Below are 17,656 nucleotides of genomic sequence, written 5' to 3' on the forward strand. Positions count from 1 at the left end.
GTGACTTGCACGCGCGCTGCGCCTGGCCTACAACTGCATTGCGTTTAGCTTTGGAATCTCCCCCACCGTGAGCCGCTCTTCCTCCTCGCAGACTTCGCGTCTCGTCCGGTCGCGCCTGTTGGCGCTGCCGCTCGTGGCCGTGTGTGCGGTGGCGTACATGGGCAGCGTGCTGCACTTCGCCATGGTCCAGCACGTCACGTGTCTGGAACACGGAGAGGTGGTCCATGTGGGGGAGGAGGGCTCGCACGAGGCTCCGCTCGTGGAGGCGTCCTTCGACGACGTCCGCGTCACGACCCGTGCCGAGGCCCCCGCTGGCCACGGCGCCGAGGCGCACTGCCTTCATTCGTTGATCCGCCGGGAGGCCCCGCCCTCGGTGGAGGGTGCCCCCGCACTCATGCGGGTGCCCACCCGCTCCGCGCCGGCGATGTCTGTGTTCCGCTTCCACGCGGAGCCCGTCGCCCGGCTGCACCTGGCCCCCAAGGCCTCTCCGCCTCTGGCGTGAGCACTCACTCAGGGTACGTATCCCTTCCTCGGGACACTCTCGTGTCTTGAGAAGAGAGTGACGTGTCGCGGAGGTGGGACGCCGGCGCCCGGTAATTGGGGCCGGGTCCACGCTGTCGCGCGACCCGTCGCGGGATGGCTCGTTTTCCCTGCGTGCACGCTCATGCCCCCCGTGTCGCGCGCGGTCCGCGCGATTCCCACCCCACCCCCGGTGTCTGTCCAGGCTCCGCCTTCATCGGTGGGGTCCGTGGCGGCGTTGGTGGCTGGGGAGCCGTAGTCCCATCCACGTGGAGCAATACACATGCACAAGAAGCTTCTGACGGCGTTCCTGATGTCCACCGCGCTGCTGACCGCCGCCTGCGGCGACGACACGTCGCCCCCCGAGGAGAACGTCGACACCGAGGGGTGCGAGCACCTGCGCGAGGGGCCGTCGACCGCCATCACCGCCACCACTTCGGGCACGCCGCCCTCGGTGGCGAACAACCACCGGCGCTACGACATCACCTTGGTGGATGGGGTGGGCGGCAAGTCCGGCAGCGTCTCGTTCGCGGCGTCGGAGGCCACGGACTACGTGCTCTACACGAGCGCGGATGTGGCGGTGGCCATCTCCGACTCCAGCGGCGCGGCGGTGGCCATCGAGGAGAGCGCGAAGAGCTCGCCCTCGTGCACGGACATCAAGGGCCGGCACGTCGTCCCGCTGAAGGTGGGCACCTACCGCTTCACCTTCGGGCCCACGACGGCGGCGTCCGTGAACCTCGTCATCGAGGAGGCGTCGCACGAGGGGCACGAGCACTGAGCGGACGTCCGGCGCGAGCCGTCCTCCTTCGGGGGGACGGCTTGTCTCGCCGGGGCTTCGACCGGGGGGCGTGGGGCCTCCCGAGTGCGCCGCCGTCATGCGCGGCGCGGCGCGAGGTCCACCGGCGTCGGGTGGGGCTCGCGCGGTGGTGGACCGGGCAGGAGGGCCGGGGGGCCTGGAACAGGGGGTTCGATGGGAGGCGTGTCGGCGCGGTGTCTCCGCGCGAAGCGCCTCGTGGTTTCGCGGAGCCGTTGTCCACCGCGTGGGGGCGGTGGGGCTCTCTGCTTCTGGAATGGAACGCCTGTGGCGCCTCGGAACCCGAGGCTCAGGGAGGACATCATGCTGTCGCGACTGCTTCGCAACGATGAGCCATCCGTCTACAGCCAGGTCGCCTGGGAGGACGTCGCGGATGAGGCACTTCCGCGTCCACCGCTTCGCGAAGGGTGGGCCACATCGCGCCTGAAGGTGAGCACGCGTGTGCCACTCGCGCAGGCCTACTTCGACCAGGGCTTGAGTCTGCTGCACCTGGGCTGGGGACCGGAGGCCCGGCGCGCCTTCGCGGAGGCGGCGCGGTTGGACCCGGAGCTGGCCATGGCGTGGTGGGGGCTGGCGCTGTCGCGTGGACCCGGGGCCCGCTTCGTGGCGGCCCGCGCCGAGGCCATGGCGCGTGCGCTCGCGCTGAGCGAGGGCCTGCCCGACGTGGAGCAGCGCTACATCATCGCCGCCAGCCTGCTCGCGGAGAAGGGCCCGGCCAATGGACGTCATGCCTTCGTCCGGGAGATGGAGAGCCTCATCGACCGCTATCCCGAGGACGCGGAGGCGAAGCTCCTCCTGGCGGGGTTCCTCGCGGATGGGTACGAGCCCGATGGTCGCCCCGGCCAGGGACAGCCCTATGCGCAGGTGCTGCTGCGCGAGCTGCTGCGCACGCATCCGGACCATGCGGGTGTCCACTACGCGTGGGTGTGCGCCGTGCTTCCCAGCCCTCGGCCGGAGGCCGCTCGCGAGAGCGCCCAGCGGCTGACCCAGCTGGTGCCGGGCACGAGCACGGCGATGCTGGCCGCGGGGCGCCTGTGGGGGCGGCTGGGCGCACTGGACGCGGCGAACCGGGTGCTGGCGTCCGCGGTGGAGTCGGACGACGTGTACCTGGCGGGAGAGTCGCTGCCCGTGGAGTTCGCTCCCTGCGCCGAGATGGCGATGCGGCTGTTGAGCCAGGGCTGCGCGGAGGCGGGGCAGTACAGCGAGGCCCAGACGTGGGCGCGGCGACTGCGTCAGCGGGTGGAGTCCGCGGGAGGCGAGCCCCAGGCGCTCGTGTTCGCGGCGACCACGCTGGTGTCGGCGCACCTGCGCTTCGGCTTCTTCCGCGCGGCGGCGGACGTGCCGTTGGAGTTCGAGGGAGACCTCTCTCCCGCCGAGCGCGGTCTGCGCGACGGCGTGCGCTCCTACACGAAGGGCATCAACGCGCTGGACCTGGGACGGCTGTCGGAGGTGGAGCGCGCGTGTGATGCGCTGGCGGTGCTCCAGTCCACGCTGTCGGAGCGGCGACGCACGGATGGCCGGAGGCTGTGCCCTCGCGATGTGGCTCGGGTGGTGGAGGTCGCGGAGCAGGAGCTGCGCGGCGCGCTGGAGGCCCGTCGAGGGGAAGGAGGCCGCGCGGAGGCCACGTTGATTCGCGCGTGGCGGATGGAGCGCAGGCTGCGTCCGGCGGGGCCGGCCGCGTTCTCCCGGCCCGCGAGGGAGACACTGGCGCGAGTCCGGCTGCGTGATGAGCGCGAGCAGAAGGCGCTGGAGCTGGCGAGGGCCCTGGTGGAGGAGCGGCCGGGCTGCGGCCACTTCCACCTGCTGTTGGCGGAGGCGAGGGTGGCCACGGGCGAGCGAGGGTCGGCGGTGCAGGACTTCGCCACCTTCCTCGAGCGCTGGCGTGACGCGGACTCGCACCTGCCGGAGCTGCGGCGCGCGAGGACGTATGTCGCGGGCCAGGGCCGTCTCCTGAGGTTGGTCCACAACGCCGATGCACCGTTCCCGGTGCCGTCGGATTTTCGTCCACGTGAGAAGGTGTCGTGCTGAGTGTGTTCCAGAGAAGTGGGTCCGTGTCCTCGCGCTGGGATGGGTGGGGACAGGTGTTGTCGGCGCTGTGTGTCGTCCACTGCGTGGCGCTTCCGGCCGTGTTCGGTCTGCTGCCCGCGGCGGCGGCCGGGTGGTTGAGCGGGGAGGGGACCCACCAGGGCTTGCTGGTGCTCGCGTTGGCGGGGGCGCTCGCGGCGTTCATCCCCGGGTGGCGGCTGCATCGGCGGGCCGCGGTGCCGATGCTCGGCATCGCGGGCCTGTCGCTGCTGGCGGCGGGAGCCTTCCTGGTGCCGGAGGGTGCGAGCGAGGGCTGGGAGATGGGCCTCACCCTGGCGGGTGGCGCGGTGATGGCCGTGGCGCATGGGCGCAACCGGGCCCTGTGTCGCGACTGCTGTGAGTGTCATCCGCGCGAAGAGGGCTGAGCCAGGCGTCAAGCGAAGGGCGCCCGATGCTCCCTTCGCTTGACGAGCCGCGGTCGTTCGCGCGAGGAGGGGACATGCCCTCCTTCCGACTCACGCAGGACCAGGCCGCGCTGCTCGTCGTCGACATCCAGGAGCGCCTGTGCGGAGCCATGGACCACGACGTCCTGGACCGGATGCTCGCGCGCACGAGCGCCGCCATCGAAGGCGCTCGGGTGCTGGGCCTCCCCGTCATCGTCACCGAGCAGTATCCCCAGGGACTGGGGCCCACGCACTCGCTCCTGCGCTTGAAGCTGGGCGCCTTCAAGGCCGTGGAGAAGCTGGAGTTCAGCGCGGCGGTGCCGGACGTCCTGGCGGCGCTGGGGACTCGCAAGCAGGTGTTGGTGACCGGCATGGAGACGCACATCTGCGTCTTCCAGACGGTGCGGGATTTGTCGGAGCGCGGCTTCTCTCCGGTGCTGCTCGCGGACGCGGTGCTGTCGCGTTCGAGCGAGGACCGGAGGGTGGGGTTGGACTTGTGCCGCGACGCGGGCGCGGCGGTGTCCACGGTGGAGTCGGCGCTGTTCGACCTGCTCGGGCGCGCGGGCACGCCCGAGTTCAAGAAGATCTCCGCGGCGGTGCGCTGAGGCCTAGAACATGGAGGGCTTCTTGGCTCCCATGGCCGGCGGTTCGCGGAGGGTGGCGGGGCGCGGCTGCTCTGGTTTGGACATGGCGGGGAGGGATGCGGTCAGCCTGCCCACATAGAGGTGCCCGTGTGAGCCGTCGGACGTCGGCTCGTCGTAGAGGTCGATGTACGGATTGAGACCGGGGCGCGCGGCCAGTCGCTCCACGGGCGTCGTGCCCACGAGGCCGCACCGGACCTGCCCCTGGGGGTCGAGGTCACAGCCCCAGCGCGTGCCTTGCGCGTAGCTCATGTCGAGCACGATGAAGCGGGGGGCTTTCATGAGGGAGGCCATGGGCGTGAAGGACTTGTCCCAGGCCGCCCCGGTGACGGTCCGGGTGTGCGTGTTGCCCGCGAGCAGGACCTGGACCTCGTCCTGCTGCGCCTCTCGACGCTCGTTCCAGAGGGCGGCTTGTTGTGCGTCGCGTTGGCTGCCGCCCGCCGTGTCCGTGTCGTAGGCGACGAGTGACACCGAGAGGCCCGCCATGCGCATCGCGCGCACCCGGTCGATGAGGTCCAGCATGGCACGGCTGCTGCGGCCGTCCTGGTAGGGCCGTCGCCAGAAGCGGCCTTCGAGCAGCGCGTCCTGGTCCGCGGGAGAACCCCCGCTCGCGAGATATCGGTTCACGCGCTCCTGCTCCGTGCGAGGCAGGGCGATTCCCAGCGCGACAGGCAGGCCGGCCTCGGCGACCTGGCAGACGAGCTCGCCCACCACGGTGGGCGCCTCGCGGGAGCCCAGTTGCTCGCCCACCAGCAACGTGAGCCCGGGACTCATCAGCCCGGCGAGCCCCCGGATGGCGGTCCCGCACTGGCCTGGCTCGGCGCCAGTGTCCTTCCACCGCGTGAGGTAGAAGTCCATGTCACGAACGGGCATGGCGACTGGCTCTTGCTTCACGGTGCCACTCACCACCTCCACCGAGGGCCCCGACTCCAACCTCAGGGTGAGCTCGCGCTCCAGGTCCATGTCACGGATGCCTCGCATCGGGGTGCGCAGCTCGATGCGGTTCTGACCGGATTTGAGCGCGGCGAGGCGCTGCGGGTCCTCGAAAGGATTGGCGGAGGCCTCATAGGCCTCGCGGTTGATCTTCCACCAGACGTTCTGGTGGTTGACGTCGTTGCCCATCACGTTGAACGACATCTTGAAGATGCGGACCACGGATTGCCGAGGGGACACGGCGATGCCTGTGACCAGGTAGCGGGAGAAGCGATTGTTTCCCGTCCCCACGTTGCTTGGATTGTTCCACGTCGTGAGCAACTGGTTCGGGTCCACCGTCGCCTCGAACTGCAGGCCGCGCTCGACGAGCAGCGCCCGCGTGGTGGCGAGGGCTTCCTCCAGGGGCTTCTGGAAGACGTGTTCGAACTGGGGCGTCACCTCCTCTGGCTTGAGCGGGGAGTGCGCGCAGCCAATGACCAGCACAGTGCACAGCAACCATCCACGGACGCTCATGACGTGTCTCCGGTTCCGACTCCTGTGAGGACAGGATACGACCGGGGAACGGGATGGTTACCGCGACATATCGACGTGGCTCCGGATGCGAGCCACGTCGCAACATCCGGCTGCCTCAGCGGGCTTTTTGGACCCACTGCAGAATCATGCGCGACCCCATGGCCACCCCCACCAGCAGCGAGGCGACCACCGTCTGCGAGCCACCCACGGGGAAGTCGAAGAAGTAGGCGAACATGTAGCCCCCCACGCCGGAGATGACGCCCGCGAGCGTGGCCACGAAGAAGGTCCAGGGCAGCCGCAGGTCCAGCATCAGCGCGGCGATGGCGGACAGGGTGGAGAAGGCGAACACGGGCAGCGCTCCCAATGCGCGCGCGCACACGCCCACCATGATGCCGATGGACACCATCAGCACACCGTCGAGCAGCCGCACGGGCAGCCCCTGCACCAGCGCGCCGATGCGGTCGAAGCTGGCGAAGGTGATGCCCCGGTACCACCACAGGTGGATGGCCATCACGAGGATGCTCGCGATGGCGACGGTGCGAAGCTGCTCGGGCGTCACGAGCACGGCGGTGCCGAAGAGGATGCCCTGGATGTCATGGGACTCCTGGGCGATGCGGTCGCCCACCAGCACGGCCGCGCCACCCGACAGCGCATAGGCGAGCCCCAGGAGGCTCTCGCGCGTCAGGCGAAGCCGCGAGGGGTCCATCATCAGCAGCAGCGTGGCGAGGAGCGCCAGCGCGGTGGCGCCGATGACGGGCTCCACCGCGAAGCCCAGGTGGATGCCCATGTAGAAGGCGAGCGCCACGCCCAGGCCGGCCGACTGCGCCACCGCGGCGCTGACGAACACCATGCGGCGCAGCACCACGTAGACGCTGAGGAAGCCCAGCACCCCGCCGGCGAGCAGGGCGCACAGGAGCGGGTCCCGGAACAGCTCGAACCCTTCGAGGAATTGCTGCCACTTGGACGGGTCAGCGAGTGCTGGTTCCACGATGGGGTCCCTCAGGTGCTTTGTGGCAGTACTCGTCGCCGTACTGGCGGCGGAAGGCGGGGTGGCAGAACACGGTGCGCGCGTCGCCCACGACGAAGGCGGACGTCTCCCGGTCCACGAAGAGCAGCACGTCCGCGTGCTCGGCGGCGACCTCCAGGTCGTGGCACACCACCACGACGCCCAGGCCCCGCTGGCGCGCGAGCGAACACAGCCGCTGCATCGTCTCGCGCTCGGCGACGGCGTCCATCGCGGCGGTGGGCTCGTCCAGCAGCACCATGTCCGCCTCGGTGGCGATGAGCCGGGCCAGGAGCGTGCGCTGCTTCTGGCCCTCGGACAGCTCGCGGTAGGGCCTCCCCGCGATGGCCTTGGCGCCCGCGGTCTCCAGCGCCGCCTCCACCGTGTCCCGGTCCACCTTCCGAGCGAAGGGCCACAGGAAGCTCCAGCCCCGCAGCCGCCCCCACGCCGTCAGCTCCCGGGCGCGCAGCGGCAAGAGCGAGTCGATGCCGGAGGTCTGCGGGACATAGGCGCTGCGCATCTCCGGATGGCCCCGGGTGATGCTGCCGGACACCGGGTCGATCATCCCCAGGAGCGTCTTGAACCAGGTGCTCTTGCCGGAGCCGTTGCGGCCGACGACGGCGACGAACTCGCCGCGTCGGATGACCATGTTGATGGGCGGCAACATGGCCTTGTCGTTGTAGCCGATGACCAGGTCGGTGCAGGTGAGCAGGGGCTCGCCCAGCTTGAAGGTGGGGGGCACCGAGTGCGCGGTGGCCTCGGTCCCCGTGGGCTCATCGGTCTTCACGTCGCACCTCCGCTTCGGGCTTCAGCGCCGCGAGCTCCTCGAGCAGCACCTTGCGCGCGGCTTCGTTGACCGGAGCGCCCAGGTCCACCACGCCATCCGCGCCGGGCGTCAACGTCGCCCAGTCCACCGCGTCGAAGACGGTGGGGGGCACGGAGAGCGCCAGGGCCAGCTTCACGCGGGGCTTGTGCTCACGGTCGGAGGGCACGTCCACGTCGCCCTTCAAGGTGAACACGGGCGTGGCCTCCTCGCCCTCGGCGCCGTCCTTGGACTCCACCGTCAAGCGGAAGCGCGTCTCGCCCAGTCGAGGCGTCGCGCGCGAGTCCTTCACGACGCCGGTCAGCGTCACCTGGGTGACCTCCCAGAGGCCTCGAGACACCGTGGTGCGGGGCAGCTCGCAGTCGGGCTCGCACTCCACCGGCACGGCGGAAGGTGTGAGCAGGTTCAGGGCCCCATCGACATGGAGCGCGGCGACCAGCGAGGAGGATGCGCCTCCGCCCCCCAGTTGCGCTTCGATGTCCTCGTAGTCGACGAGTCCACCGCTGTCGCTGTGGCAGTGGCCGTTGTGGCACAGGCTGTAGCCCGGGGGCGGGTTGGCGGGGTCGAAGCGCGTGGGGCCCCCCGAGCCCGCGCCGCCCATCAGCTCGACATGGGAGATGCCCAGGCCCGCGGTGTCCAGGCGCACCTGATAGTCCGACGCGAGGCGCTGGAAGCCACCGCCCGCGTCGCGCGAGGCGACGGGGGCGTACTTCGCGGTGACGGTGGGCTCCAGCAGCGCGAAGCCCTCGCCCGCGTCCAGCGCGCAGCCGGACAGCAGCAGCGCGGGGAGCAGATATCGAGTCCTCATGACTCAGCCCCCCTTCCCAGCGGTGAGGGCCTTCTCCAGGTTCCCCACCATCTCGTTGATGTGCTGGACGTACGTCTCGCCCGCGCGGAAGTCGGTGCCTCCGTGCAGGACGACCAGTTGCGCGGGAATCATGTTGGCGACCATCTTGGCTTCGCGGTCGTTGTAGTAGCTCTCGATGAGCACCATGCGCACCTTGCGCTGGCGCGACTGCACCAGGACCTGGGCCACGTGAGACGGGTTGGGCGGGATGCCCGGCTTGGGCTCGAGGAACGCGATGGGCTCGAAGCCCAGCCAGTCCGCCAGGTACGGCGTCGTCCGGTGGAACGCGATGACGGGGACACCCTTGAGTCCAGCCAGCCGCTTCTCCCAACCCACGCGCGCGGCATCCAGCTCGGTGACGAACCGGGTCGCGTTGGCGCGGTAGGTGGCGGCGTTCTTGGAGTCGAGCTGCGCCAGTCGCTCGGCGATACCGCGCGCCACCGCCACGGCCTGCCGCGGGTCATAGAGGTAGTGGGGATTGCCACCGGGGTGCACGTCGCCCTCGCTGCGGTCCACCTTGGTGGCGGGGACCTCCAGCAGACGGACGAACTGCGAGGCATTGAGGAAGCCCGCGTTGCCCACTTGAATGCGCGGGTTGCGAGACCCCGTCTGCAGGTTGGGCAGCCAGCCGATCTCCAGGTCCAGCCCCACGGAGATGAGCAGGTCGGCGTTCCTCAGCGCGAGCGCGAGGCTGGGCTTCGCGTCCACGCGGTGCGGGTCCTGGCTTCCCAGGGCCATGGACTGCACCTGGACCAGGTCTCCGCCCACCGCCTTGGTCAGCGCGGCGAGGTCGGGGAGGGTGGTGACGACGTTGACGGCCGCGCGAGCAGGCACGGCGATGAACAGGGTGAGCGCGGCGCACAGGGCCGCGACGAATCGAAATTGACGCATGGGGCAGGGCTCCCGTGAAAGAGGTTCAGAACGCATGGGCGCCGTGGGCGCCGGTCACCAGCTCGAGGGCGAGGAACACCGAGTAGTCCGCCTCGTCCCTCCACCGCGCGTGGTCTCTGGCCGCTTGCAGTCGCAGGCGGGAGAACTCGGTGGGCCAGAAGGACACGTTGGCGGAGATGCGGTCGCGGTTCTTCGTCCACTCCGGGTCCAGCGGATCCTCGGCCACTTCGCCGTTCTCTCCGTGCGCGGGCGTCCCGAGCTCGTAGCGCGCGGCGGCGGCCCACCGCTGCGAGAAGCGCCACGCGGCCTGGGCGTAGCCATTGAAGTCCGTCAGCACGTCTCCGGGCACCTGCCGGCGGCGGTAGAAGGTCTCCACCTGGAAGGTGAGCAGCGTGGTGCTGGCCTCGGTGATGGGCCGGTAGCGCAGGTACACGTCGGTGCCGTAGAGGTCCGTGCGGTTGCGGTAGCCGGTGGGGTTGGGCCCCGTCGCGACGGACAGGCCCCACATCAGGGACAGGTCATCCGTCAGCGGGAAGAACTGCTTCACCACCCCCGTGGCCTGGAGGTCCAGCGGGGACAGGACGCGGTCATTCGACGCGGCCAGGAAGCTGCGGGCGGTGGCTTCGCCCGTGGCATCGGTGAGGCTGCCCGTGAGCTCCACGAACCAGGGCAGCGGCGTGAGCCATGACAGCTCCACGCCCAGGCCGCGGTTGCCCTCGCCGCCGAACACGCGGCTGAGCGCGAAGGGCTGGTCCGCGAAGTCCCACGCGTGCGGGTGCGTGGGGTTCAGCCGGCCGAAGCGGGTGAGGAACTGGCCCGCGCGGACCTGGAGGCTCGCGGGGAGGGCCAGCGTGGTGCCGTAGGCTTCTTCGATTTCGACGCCGAACTGGCTGTAGACGATGTTCGCGTCGAAGCGGAAGTAGGGGTCCACCACGGAGCCGATGGACAGCTCCAACTGCTGCAGGTTGAAGCCGTTGCGCGAAGGGTCATGCGCGCCGCCCTGCAGGGGCTCCTTGGACGTGAACGCCGCGGCGGCGAGGTCCAGGATGAAGCTCATGTCCAGGAGGTTGGTGCCGCTGCCAGCGGCTCCGGGAATGGACAGCGGAAGGCCCCCGCCTGGAGTCGCGGTGGGGGGCGCGGACGTGGTGACCGGGACACCTTGTTGGGTGTCACCCCCAAAGGCCTTCTCGATTTCGGCCAGTTCCTCGGGCGTGAGGCTGGGGGGGGCTTCTTCAGCCGAGCCCGCATCGGCGCCCGCATCGGGCTCCTGGATGCCGGCATCGGGCAAGGGGGAGGGGACGGATTCCTGCGCCGAGGCGGAGGCCGTGGACAACAGCACCATGAAGGACGCGACGACCAGCGCGGCGCGCGGACGACGTGAGACGGGGGACACGTGAATGCTCCTCGAGCTTGGACGTGCGCCTGCGCGGACGTCCAACGCCAATGACCTGACTGCGACTGCGGACGCGACTCAGGCGTGCGCGGGCGGTGAGGACTTGGGCGCGATGTCGAGGACGGAGAGGGGCGGGCTGACGTGAGGCGGCGCGGTGGTGGGGCTGCTCACCGCGAGCCGGGCCAAGGTCCACGTCGACGGTGCGCTGAAGAGCAGCTCGTCGCGCGTGCCCGACGTCAACAGCGGGCACGTCTCGTGGTTCAGCCGGGCCGGGTCCGTGCCACCCGCGACGGTGGCGTAGAGCTGCGCCTGCTTCTCGGGGGCGAGCCGCGCCTGAATCGCTCCCGTGCCTTTTGCCGTCTCCTCGAACGTCTGATGTTCGGGGCAGAAGCGGTGCGCGTGGGCGTCCCGGACGTGGAGCAGGGTGCCCAGCGGCTGCAACGCCCACAGCACGACGAGCAACGTCGCGGTGCCGCGGGCGAAGGTATGGGCGCGCTGGGTCATCGGAAAGGGGACCGCCCGGTTGCTCTACTGAGGGCCCCCGGGAGAGTCAAGACAGGCTAACACGGCCGAGGGACGGACACCGAAGTCCCGCGAGAGATTCACCGCGACGTGCCGCCACCACTGGGGCGAGGGAGACACCTGAATGGATGAGGGACAACCAGACGGGCGATTCATTCCGGTGGCTCGGCTCGATGCGTTGGACGCGCGAGGGCGGACGGTGGTCCACGTCGGAGCGGTCCGGGTGCTGCTCGTCCGCGTGGACGGGCGGCTGCATGCCTTGGAGGACACCTGTCCCCATCGTGGCGGCTCATTGTCCGAGGGCGACCTGGATGGGCACCTGCTGCATTGCCCGCTGCACGCGTGGCCCTTCGATGTGCGCACGGGACACTGCCCTTGGCGGCCCGAGGCCCGCATTCGCATCTACGACGTGAGTGTGCGAGGTGAGGAGATCCTCATCGCCGCATCGGATAGCGTCGCCACCCGTTGAGTGCCCGCCTCCTTGTAGGAGTCTTGTCCCCGTGACCTCGTCCAAAGCTCGCACCCGCAGAGCCCCCATTCCGCCTCCTCCCGTGAGCGTGCCGGACCCTGTCGCCATGGCCGCCGCGGTGAAGGCCTTCCTGCACGCGGCGGGATTGCCCCTCCAGGACGCGAACCTGGTGGACACCCCCCAGCGCGTGGCCGACGCCTGGTGCCGCGACTTCCTGGATGGCTACGCGAAGACGCCCGAGGAGGTGCTCGGAAAGACCTTCCCCATGGCTCGGGGCTCCTCGCGGGAGCTGGTGGTGGTGACGAACCTCCGCTTCCATTCGATGTGTCCGCATCATCTGTTGCCGGTGACGGGCGTGGCCCATGTGGCCTACGTGCCGGGCAAGCAGGTGGCGGGCTTCGGGCGCCTGTCCGCGCTGGTGGATTGCTTCGCGCACCGCCTCATCCTCCAGGAGGACCTGGCCCGCGAGGTGGCCAGCTCCCTGGCCCGCGTGCTGGGCAGCCCCGGCACCGCGTGTGTCATTGAAGCGGAGCAGGCGTGTCTGCGCATGCGCGGTGCCCAGCAGCGCGATGCCATCACCCACGCGGAGGCCTATGAGGGCGTGCTGCGTCAGGAGGGGGCCCTGCGCCGCGAGCTGTGGGCTCGGCTGGGGGCTCGGCGATGAGTGAAGTCTCCGCGCGGCCCGCTCGTGTGGACCCGGAGCGGGTGGCGCGGGTGGGTGAGGCCCTGGCACACGTCCTCTCCCCAGGGCAGTGGCGGCAGGACACGGAGACGCTCGCCGCCTATGGCCGCGACGAGTCCGACAGCGGTGTCTTCCCTCCGGACGCGGTGGTGTTCCCGGAGAGCACGGCGCAGGTGTCCGCCATCTTCAAGGCCTGCGTGGCGCACGGCGTGCCCTTCACGCCCTGCGGTGCGCGCAGCGGGAAGAGCGGCGGCTCGTTGCCCCTGGATGGGGGCGTGGCGGTGAGCCTGGAGCGCATGAACCGCATCCGCTCCATCTCCGTCGAGGACCTCACCGCGGTGCTGGAGCCCGGCGTGGTGACGGGCGACTTGATGAAGGCGGTGGAGGCCCAGGGCCTCTTCTATCCACCGGATCCGAACTCGTGGGAGTTCTGCACGATGGGCGGCAACGTCGCGGAGAACGCGGGCGGGCCTCGCGCGCTCAAGTATGGCGTCACGCGCGACTACGTCATCGGCCTGGAGTGGGTGCTCCCGGATGGCGAGGTCGTCCGCGTCGGTCGGCGGACCATCAAGGGCGTGGCGGGCTACGACCTGGTGGGCCTCTTCGTGGGCTCGGAGGGCACCCTCGGCGTCGCGACGGAGATCACCGTGCAGCTCATTCCGTTGCCACGAAAAGTCCTCACGGCGCTCGTGGTCTTTCCGTCCGTGCTGGACGCGGCGCGGGCCGTGTCGGCGGTGCTCGCGGCGGGAATCCTTCCGCGCTGCCTGGAGCTCATCGACGACGTGGCCCTGCGCGCGGTGGATGGGCGTGGCTTCTCGTTTCCATCAGGCGCTGGCTCCGCGCTCATCGTCGAGGTGGACGGTACGAGCGAGGAGTCGTTGCTGGAGGAACTGTCACGGGTCGGCGACATCTGCGCACAGCAAGGCGCGGCTCAGACGCTCGTCGCGCGGGACGAGTCCCAGCGGGAGAAGCTGTGGGCGGTCCGCCGCGTGATCTCCCCCGCGCTGCGCGCCCTCAAGCCTCACAAGATTTCGGAGGACATCGTTGTTCCCCGCTCGAGAATTCCCGAAATCATCGAGCGGCTGAAGGCGATGGGCGCGGAGCTGGGCCTCACCGTGGCCACGTATGGCCATGCGGGGGATGGAAATCTCCACGCCAACATTCTCTATGAGGGGCCGCATCAACGTCCCTTGGTCGACGAAGCCCTGCGCCGCATGTTGGTGATGACGGTGGACCTGGGCGGGACGATCACAGGCGAGCACGGTGTGGGCCTCGCGAAGCGGGAATTTCTCGCGCTCGAACAGGCGCCGGCACTGATTGAACTTCAACGCAGGCTCCAGTCCTTCTTCGACCCATCAGGGCTGCTCAATCCGCGGAAAATCTTCCCCGCGCTCGTGCGTTCTCACTGAGTGTCAGGACGAGCACGCCGCCGACGTCGCGCTCCTCAACCTTACAAGTCACCGGAAGCGCATGCCCGCCACCCTCCATGGGGCGCGGGTCGACAGTCGAAACAGATTTCGGCGACGGAATGAGAAACCCTTTCGCTCGTTGGGCGTCCTAGAGGCAGGTGGACGCGAGTCGGCGGGGACGGCGCGTCCGGCATCGAACGGAGGACGGGAAATCATGGCCAACTCGACGAAGTTTGCGGCGGAGGGCCTGTCGCAATATCTGCGTCATCTGGGGGGACACCAGCAACTGACGCGCGAGCAGGAGTACGAGCTGGCGCGCCGCGCTCGCAAGGGTGACGAGTCCGCGAGACAGACGCTCGCCACTTCCAATCTGGCCTTCGTCGTCGCGGTGGCGAAGAAGTTCGCCAACCGGGGTGCGCGACTGGATGACCTCATCCAGGAAGGCAACGTGGGTTTGATGAAGGCGATCGAGCACTTCGACCCCAAGAAGAACGTGCGCTTCGCGACGTACGCGGTGTGGTGGATTCGCGCCTACATCACCCGCTACCTGAAGGACAACCGCAGCCAGGTCCGCGGCGGCGAGGCCGAGCGCGGCAGCATGGTGGACTTCTCGCTGGATGCTTCCATCGATGAGGAGGGTGAGACCACCTTCCTGGACCGCTTGGAAGACGGCGGGCCGTCGCCTCAGGACGTGTTCCTCTCCAACGAGCAGGACACTGAAATCCAGGACGCGCTCACCAAGGTCCGCAAGCGCATTGGCGACCTGGGCTGGGACATCCTCACGGAGCGGCTGACGCAGGACAAGCCGCTCACGCTGGAGGAACTGGGGCAGCGCTGGGGCGTGTCGCGCGAGCGCGTGCGCCAGGTGGAGCTCAAGACGAAGAACTTCCTGGAGCGCTACCTGTCGGCCTTCAACGAGAACGAAGAGCAGGCGTTCCTGGACGCGGCCTGACGCTCGGCCCCACCTGGGGCGATGGACACACGGGGCGGGACTGGCAAGGTCTTCTGAGCTTGCCGGGCCCGCCCTTCGTTTTGACGGGGAATGCCGCTCCGCATGGTTTGCGTGCGGCCGAGCGTGCGTGTTAATCCCCGGTTATGCGCCTGATTTTACTTGTGTTGTGCGTGCTCGTGGCCGGTTCGGCGGGGGCTGCGGAGACCGAGGTTCTGGCCAAGCTCGACGCTTTGCATGGCAAGCGAGCGGAGCCCGCTGCCGCGAAGGAGCTGGAGGCGGAGCTCAAGAAGGCACTCACGGCGACCCCTGACGACTTCGACCTGGTCTGGCGCCAGGCGCGCCTCCTCCAGTGGCAGGCGGACGGGGCCACGGCGGAGAAGCTCAAGAAGGTCCTGGGCCGGCAGACGTGGGACGCCGCGGAGAAGGCGGTGAAGCTGGCGCCTGAGCGCGTGGAAGGCCACTACTACGCGGCCGCGGGTATCGGCGCCTACTCTCAGGCTGTGGGGGTGATGAAGGCGCTGGGCGAGGGGCTCGAGGGCAAGTTCAACGAGCGCATCGACACGGCCATCAAGATTGATTCCGACTTCGGTCTGGGCGCGCCGCTGCTCGTGAAGGGTCGCTACTTCTACGAGCTGCCGTGGCCCAAGCGGGACCTGGGCAAGTCGGCGGATTACTACCAGAAGGTCATCAAGAAGCACCCGGAGATGCTGCGTGCGTATCTCTTCCTCGCGGAGACACTCTTGAAGGACGACAAGGCCAAGGAGGCGCGCGATGCCATCCAGAAGGTGAAGCAGGGAAGCGTCGCGTATGACTCCGCGGAAGGTCAGCGCGTCCAGGAGTGGGCGAAGAAGGTCGATGCCGACATCGAGGAGGAGCTCAAGTGAGAGCAGAGAGTCAGGTAGCACCTTCGGCGGCAGGCGCGCAGGAGGGAAACCTGGTCCAGTTGCTGATCCAGCGCGTGAATTCCGGCTCCAAGGAAGGCGCGACGCACAAGAAGGACGGCCGCTGGCAGGACGTGAGTTTCAGCCAGGTGCTGGAGGACGTGAAGGTCCTGTCCGCCGGCCTGGTGGCCTTGGGTGTGAAGCCCGGTGACCGGGTGTCCCTCTTCGCCAACACCAGCTTGCAGTGGATTGTCGCCGACCTGGCCATCACCGCCGCGCAGGCCATCATGGTGCCGGTGTACTCGTCCAACATCCCGGACGAGGTGGCCTACGTCGTCAACCACTCGGAGTCGTCCTTCGTCTTCGTGGACAACGACGAGAAGGACGCCAAGCAGGCGGGGCGCCTCACGCGCGTGCGCCAGAAGCTGGCCGAGTGTCCCACCGTCCAGAAGGTCATCGTCTTCGAGGGCGCGGTGGCGGGCGAGCAGGAGGTGTCCCTGGCGGACGTCGTGGCCAAGGGCCGCGAGGCGCACCAGGCCAACCCCGCCGCCTTCGACGAGCGCGTCGCGTCGGTGAAGTCCGACGACACCTACTGCATCGTCTACACGTCCGGCACCACGGGCGCGCCCAAGGGCACGCTGCTGACGCACGGCAACTGGACGTACCAGGCGCAGGCGGTGCGAGCCATCGGGATGATGGAGCCGAGTGACTCCGTCATGCTGTTCCTGCCGCTGGCGCACGTCTTCGCGCAGGTGGCGAAGGTGGCGTGGCTGAGCATGGGCTGCCGGCTCATCATCGCGGAGTCGGTGGACAAGCTGATGGCCAACATCGCGGAGACGCGTCCCACGGTGCTGCCGTCGGTGCCGCGTGTCTTCGAGAAGGTCTACAACACGGTGGTGTCCAACGGCATGGCGGCGCCGGGCCTCAAGGGCCGGCTGACGCGGTGGGCGTTCGGCTTGTTCGACGAGTACGTCGAGGCGAAGCAGCAGGGCCGCGAGTACAACAGCCTGGGCTTCACGCTCGCGAAGAAGCTGGTGTTCACCAAGGTGCGCGCAACCCTGGACGAGAAGCTGGGCGGCAACATGCGCCTGTTCGTCTCCGGCGGCGCTCCGCTGTCGCGCAAGATTGCGTACTTCTTCGACCTGTTGGGCTTCAAGGTCGTGGAGGGCTACGGCCTGACGGAGACGTCCGCGCCCTGCAACGCCAACCGCCCGAACAAGATCAAGATCGGCAGCGTGGGCCCGCCGATGCCGGGCACCGAGGTCAAGATCGCCGCGGACGGAGAAGTCCTCGTCCGGGGCCCTTGCGTCACCAAGGGCTACTACAAGAACCCCACGGCCACGGCCGAGGCCCTGGACGCCGACGGCTGGTACCACACGGGCGACATCGGTGAGGTGGACTCGGACAACTACCTGCGCATCACCGACCGCAAGAAGGACATCATCGTCACGGCGGGCGGGAAGAACGTGGCGCCTCAGAACATCGAGAACACGCTGAAGACCTTCCCCATCCTGAGCCAGGCCATGGTGTACGGCGACAAGCGCCCGTACCTCGTGGTGCTCCTCACCGTGATGGAGGAGTCGGTGCGCAAGCTGCTGGAGGAGAAGGGCGCTCCGGTGGGCACCTACGCGGAGAACGCGAAGCGGCCGGAGGTCCACGAGGCGGTGAAGGCCGTGATGGCCAAGGTGAACTCGGAGCAGCCTCCGTACGCCACCATCAAGCGCTTCACCATCATGTCGGCGGACTTCACCCAGGAGACTGGCGAGCTGACGCCCACGCTGAAGGTGAAGCGCAAGGTGTGCAGCCAGAAGTTCAAGGCGCAGATCGACGCCATGTACGACAACGCCTCGATTCCGGACTGAGTCGCGGCGCGTCCGTCCCCCGGTGGGCTCACCG

The 17,656-nt window shown here is 69.0% G+C and carries 18 protein-coding genes; 11 read left to right on the plus strand and 7 right to left on the minus strand.

The annotated features are described in order from the left end of the window. Nucleotides 1-67 precede the first annotated feature (67 nt). The 5 genes from MYSTI_RS16825 to MYSTI_RS16845 all read left to right on the plus strand — a co-directional run bounded on the left by MYSTI_RS16825 (nt 68) and on the right by MYSTI_RS16845 (nt 4,406). Complete coding sequence (locus MYSTI_RS16825) at nt 68-502, plus strand: hypothetical protein (protein ID WP_015348975.1); 435 nt, start codon at nt 68-70, stop codon at nt 500-502. 300 nt (nt 503-802) lie between these two features. Further along, on the plus strand, nt 803-1,297 hold the full coding sequence (locus MYSTI_RS16830) for a hypothetical protein (RefSeq protein WP_015348976.1): 495 nt from the start codon (nt 803-805) through the stop codon (nt 1,295-1,297). A gap of 339 nt (nt 1,298-1,636) precedes the next feature. Continuing rightward, complete coding sequence (locus MYSTI_RS16835) at nt 1,637-3,361, plus strand: hypothetical protein (protein WP_015348977.1); 1,725 nt, start codon at nt 1,637-1,639, stop codon at nt 3,359-3,361. Nucleotides 3,362-3,384: 23 nt separating this feature from the next. Then, nucleotides 3,385-3,783 carry a MerC domain-containing protein gene (locus MYSTI_RS16840; RefSeq protein WP_169558640.1) on the plus strand — a complete coding sequence of 133 codons (399 nt, stop codon included), beginning with the start codon at nt 3,385-3,387 and terminating at the stop codon, nt 3,781-3,783. A gap of 74 nt (nt 3,784-3,857) precedes the next feature. Beyond that, a complete protein-coding gene (locus MYSTI_RS16845) occupies nt 3,858-4,406 on the plus strand; it encodes an isochorismatase family protein (protein WP_015348979.1) in 549 nt (182 codons plus the stop codon). 3 nt (nt 4,407-4,409) lie between these two features. Here the strand turns inward: MYSTI_RS16845 and MYSTI_RS16850 are convergent, their stop codons facing one another. From MYSTI_RS16850 to MYSTI_RS16880, 7 genes are all read right to left on the minus strand, one after another. Continuing rightward, on the minus strand, nt 4,410-5,888 hold the full coding sequence (locus MYSTI_RS16850; protein ID WP_015348980.1) for a hypothetical protein: 1,479 nt from the start codon (nt 5,886-5,888) through the stop codon (nt 4,410-4,412). Nucleotides 5,889-6,003: 115 nt separating this feature from the next. Next, a complete protein-coding gene (locus MYSTI_RS16855) occupies nt 6,004-6,876 on the minus strand; it encodes a metal ABC transporter permease (RefSeq protein WP_015348981.1) in 873 nt (290 codons plus the stop codon). After that, nucleotides 6,857-7,678 (minus strand): metal ABC transporter ATP-binding protein, encoded by an 822-nt coding sequence (locus MYSTI_RS16860; RefSeq protein ID WP_015348982.1) that lies wholly within the window; start codon nt 7,676-7,678, stop codon nt 6,857-6,859. Before MYSTI_RS16860 ends, MYSTI_RS16855 begins: the two co-directional genes overlap by 20 nt. Then, the gene (locus MYSTI_RS16865) at nt 7,665-8,522 is read right to left on the minus strand and encodes a hypothetical protein (RefSeq protein WP_015348983.1); all 858 of its coding nucleotides are present in this window, start codon (nt 8,520-8,522) and stop codon (nt 7,665-7,667) included. Before MYSTI_RS16865 ends, MYSTI_RS16860 begins: the two co-directional genes overlap by 14 nt. Nucleotides 8,523-8,525: 3 nt before the next feature. Then, a complete protein-coding gene (locus MYSTI_RS16870; RefSeq protein ID WP_015348984.1) occupies nt 8,526-9,452 on the minus strand; it encodes a metal ABC transporter substrate-binding protein in 927 nt (308 codons plus the stop codon). A 25-nt stretch (nt 9,453-9,477) separates the two neighbouring features. Further along, entirely contained in the window at nt 9,478-10,845 is a 1,368-nt protein-coding gene (locus MYSTI_RS16875; protein ID WP_015348985.1) for a hypothetical protein, read from the minus strand. A 78-nt stretch (nt 10,846-10,923) separates the two neighbouring features. Further along, nucleotides 10,924-11,349: a hypothetical protein gene (locus MYSTI_RS16880; RefSeq protein WP_015348986.1), complete on the minus strand. Its 426-nt coding sequence runs from the start codon at nt 11,347-11,349 to the stop codon at nt 10,924-10,926. 142 nt (nt 11,350-11,491) lie between these two features. On the opposite strand from MYSTI_RS16880, the gene MYSTI_RS16885 reads away from it, so the two are divergent. The 6 genes from MYSTI_RS16885 to MYSTI_RS16910 all read left to right on the plus strand — a co-directional run bounded on the left by MYSTI_RS16885 (nt 11,492) and on the right by MYSTI_RS16910 (nt 17,622). Then, on the plus strand, nt 11,492-11,836 hold the full coding sequence (locus MYSTI_RS16885; RefSeq protein WP_015348987.1) for a Rieske (2Fe-2S) protein: 345 nt from the start codon (nt 11,492-11,494) through the stop codon (nt 11,834-11,836). Nucleotides 11,837-11,942: 106 nt separating this feature from the next. Next, nucleotides 11,943-12,500, plus strand: coding sequence for a GTP cyclohydrolase I (gene folE / locus MYSTI_RS16890; RefSeq protein ID WP_044283738.1), 558 nt, complete (start codon nt 11,943-11,945; stop codon nt 12,498-12,500). Next, nucleotides 12,497-13,927 carry an FAD-binding oxidoreductase gene (locus MYSTI_RS16895; RefSeq protein WP_015348989.1) on the plus strand — a complete coding sequence of 477 codons (1,431 nt, stop codon included), beginning with the start codon at nt 12,497-12,499 and terminating at the stop codon, nt 13,925-13,927. Before folE ends, MYSTI_RS16895 begins: the two co-directional genes overlap by 4 nt. 214 nt (nt 13,928-14,141) lie before the next feature. Next, the gene (locus tag MYSTI_RS16900; RefSeq protein WP_015348990.1) at nt 14,142-14,879 is read left to right on the plus strand and encodes a sigma-70 family RNA polymerase sigma factor; all 738 of its coding nucleotides are present in this window, start codon (nt 14,142-14,144) and stop codon (nt 14,877-14,879) included. Between the two features lie 170 nt (nt 14,880-15,049). Next, entirely contained in the window at nt 15,050-15,763 is a 714-nt protein-coding gene (locus MYSTI_RS16905) for a tetratricopeptide repeat protein (protein WP_233278297.1), read from the plus strand. Continuing rightward, nucleotides 15,760-17,622: an AMP-dependent synthetase/ligase gene (locus MYSTI_RS16910; RefSeq protein ID WP_015348992.1), complete on the plus strand. Its 1,863-nt coding sequence runs from the start codon at nt 15,760-15,762 to the stop codon at nt 17,620-17,622. The genes MYSTI_RS16905 and MYSTI_RS16910 overlap by 4 nt, the downstream gene beginning before the upstream one ends. Nucleotides 17,623-17,656: the final 34 nt, after the last annotated feature.

The sequence above is a fragment of the Myxococcus stipitatus DSM 14675 genome (assembly GCF_000331735.1).
Classification (GTDB): domain Bacteria; phylum Myxococcota; class Myxococcia; order Myxococcales; family Myxococcaceae; genus Myxococcus; species Myxococcus stipitatus.

What these genes read in the sequence shown, in the direction of transcription:
- MYSTI_RS16835 (WP_015348977.1), top strand. Translation starts at nt 1,637, where the DNA reads ATGCTGTCGCGACTGCTTCGCAACGATGAGCCATCCGTCTACAGCCAG.
- MYSTI_RS16880 (WP_015348986.1), bottom strand. Translation starts at nt 11,349, where the DNA reads ATGACCCAGCGCGCCCATACCTTCGCCCGCGGCACCGCGACGTTGCTC.
- MYSTI_RS16850 (WP_015348980.1), bottom strand. Translation starts at nt 5,888, where the DNA reads ATGAGCGTCCGTGGATGGTTGCTGTGCACTGTGCTGGTCATTGGCTGC.
- MYSTI_RS16830 (WP_015348976.1), top strand. Translation starts at nt 803, where the DNA reads ATGCACAAGAAGCTTCTGACGGCGTTCCTGATGTCCACCGCGCTGCTG.
- MYSTI_RS16900 (WP_015348990.1), top strand. Translation starts at nt 14,142, where the DNA reads ATGGCCAACTCGACGAAGTTTGCGGCGGAGGGCCTGTCGCAATATCTG.
- MYSTI_RS16865 (WP_015348983.1), bottom strand. Translation starts at nt 8,522, where the DNA reads ATGAGGACTCGATATCTGCTCCCCGCGCTGCTGCTGTCCGGCTGCGCG.
- MYSTI_RS16885 (WP_015348987.1), top strand. Translation starts at nt 11,492, where the DNA reads ATGGATGAGGGACAACCAGACGGGCGATTCATTCCGGTGGCTCGGCTC.
- folE (WP_044283738.1), top strand. Translation starts at nt 11,943, where the DNA reads ATGGCCGCCGCGGTGAAGGCCTTCCTGCACGCGGCGGGATTGCCCCTC.
- MYSTI_RS16895 (WP_015348989.1), top strand. Translation starts at nt 12,497, where the DNA reads ATGAGTGAAGTCTCCGCGCGGCCCGCTCGTGTGGACCCGGAGCGGGTG.
- MYSTI_RS16870 (WP_015348984.1), bottom strand. Translation starts at nt 9,452, where the DNA reads ATGCGTCAATTTCGATTCGTCGCGGCCCTGTGCGCCGCGCTCACCCTG.
- MYSTI_RS16845 (WP_015348979.1), top strand. Translation starts at nt 3,858, where the DNA reads ATGCCCTCCTTCCGACTCACGCAGGACCAGGCCGCGCTGCTCGTCGTC.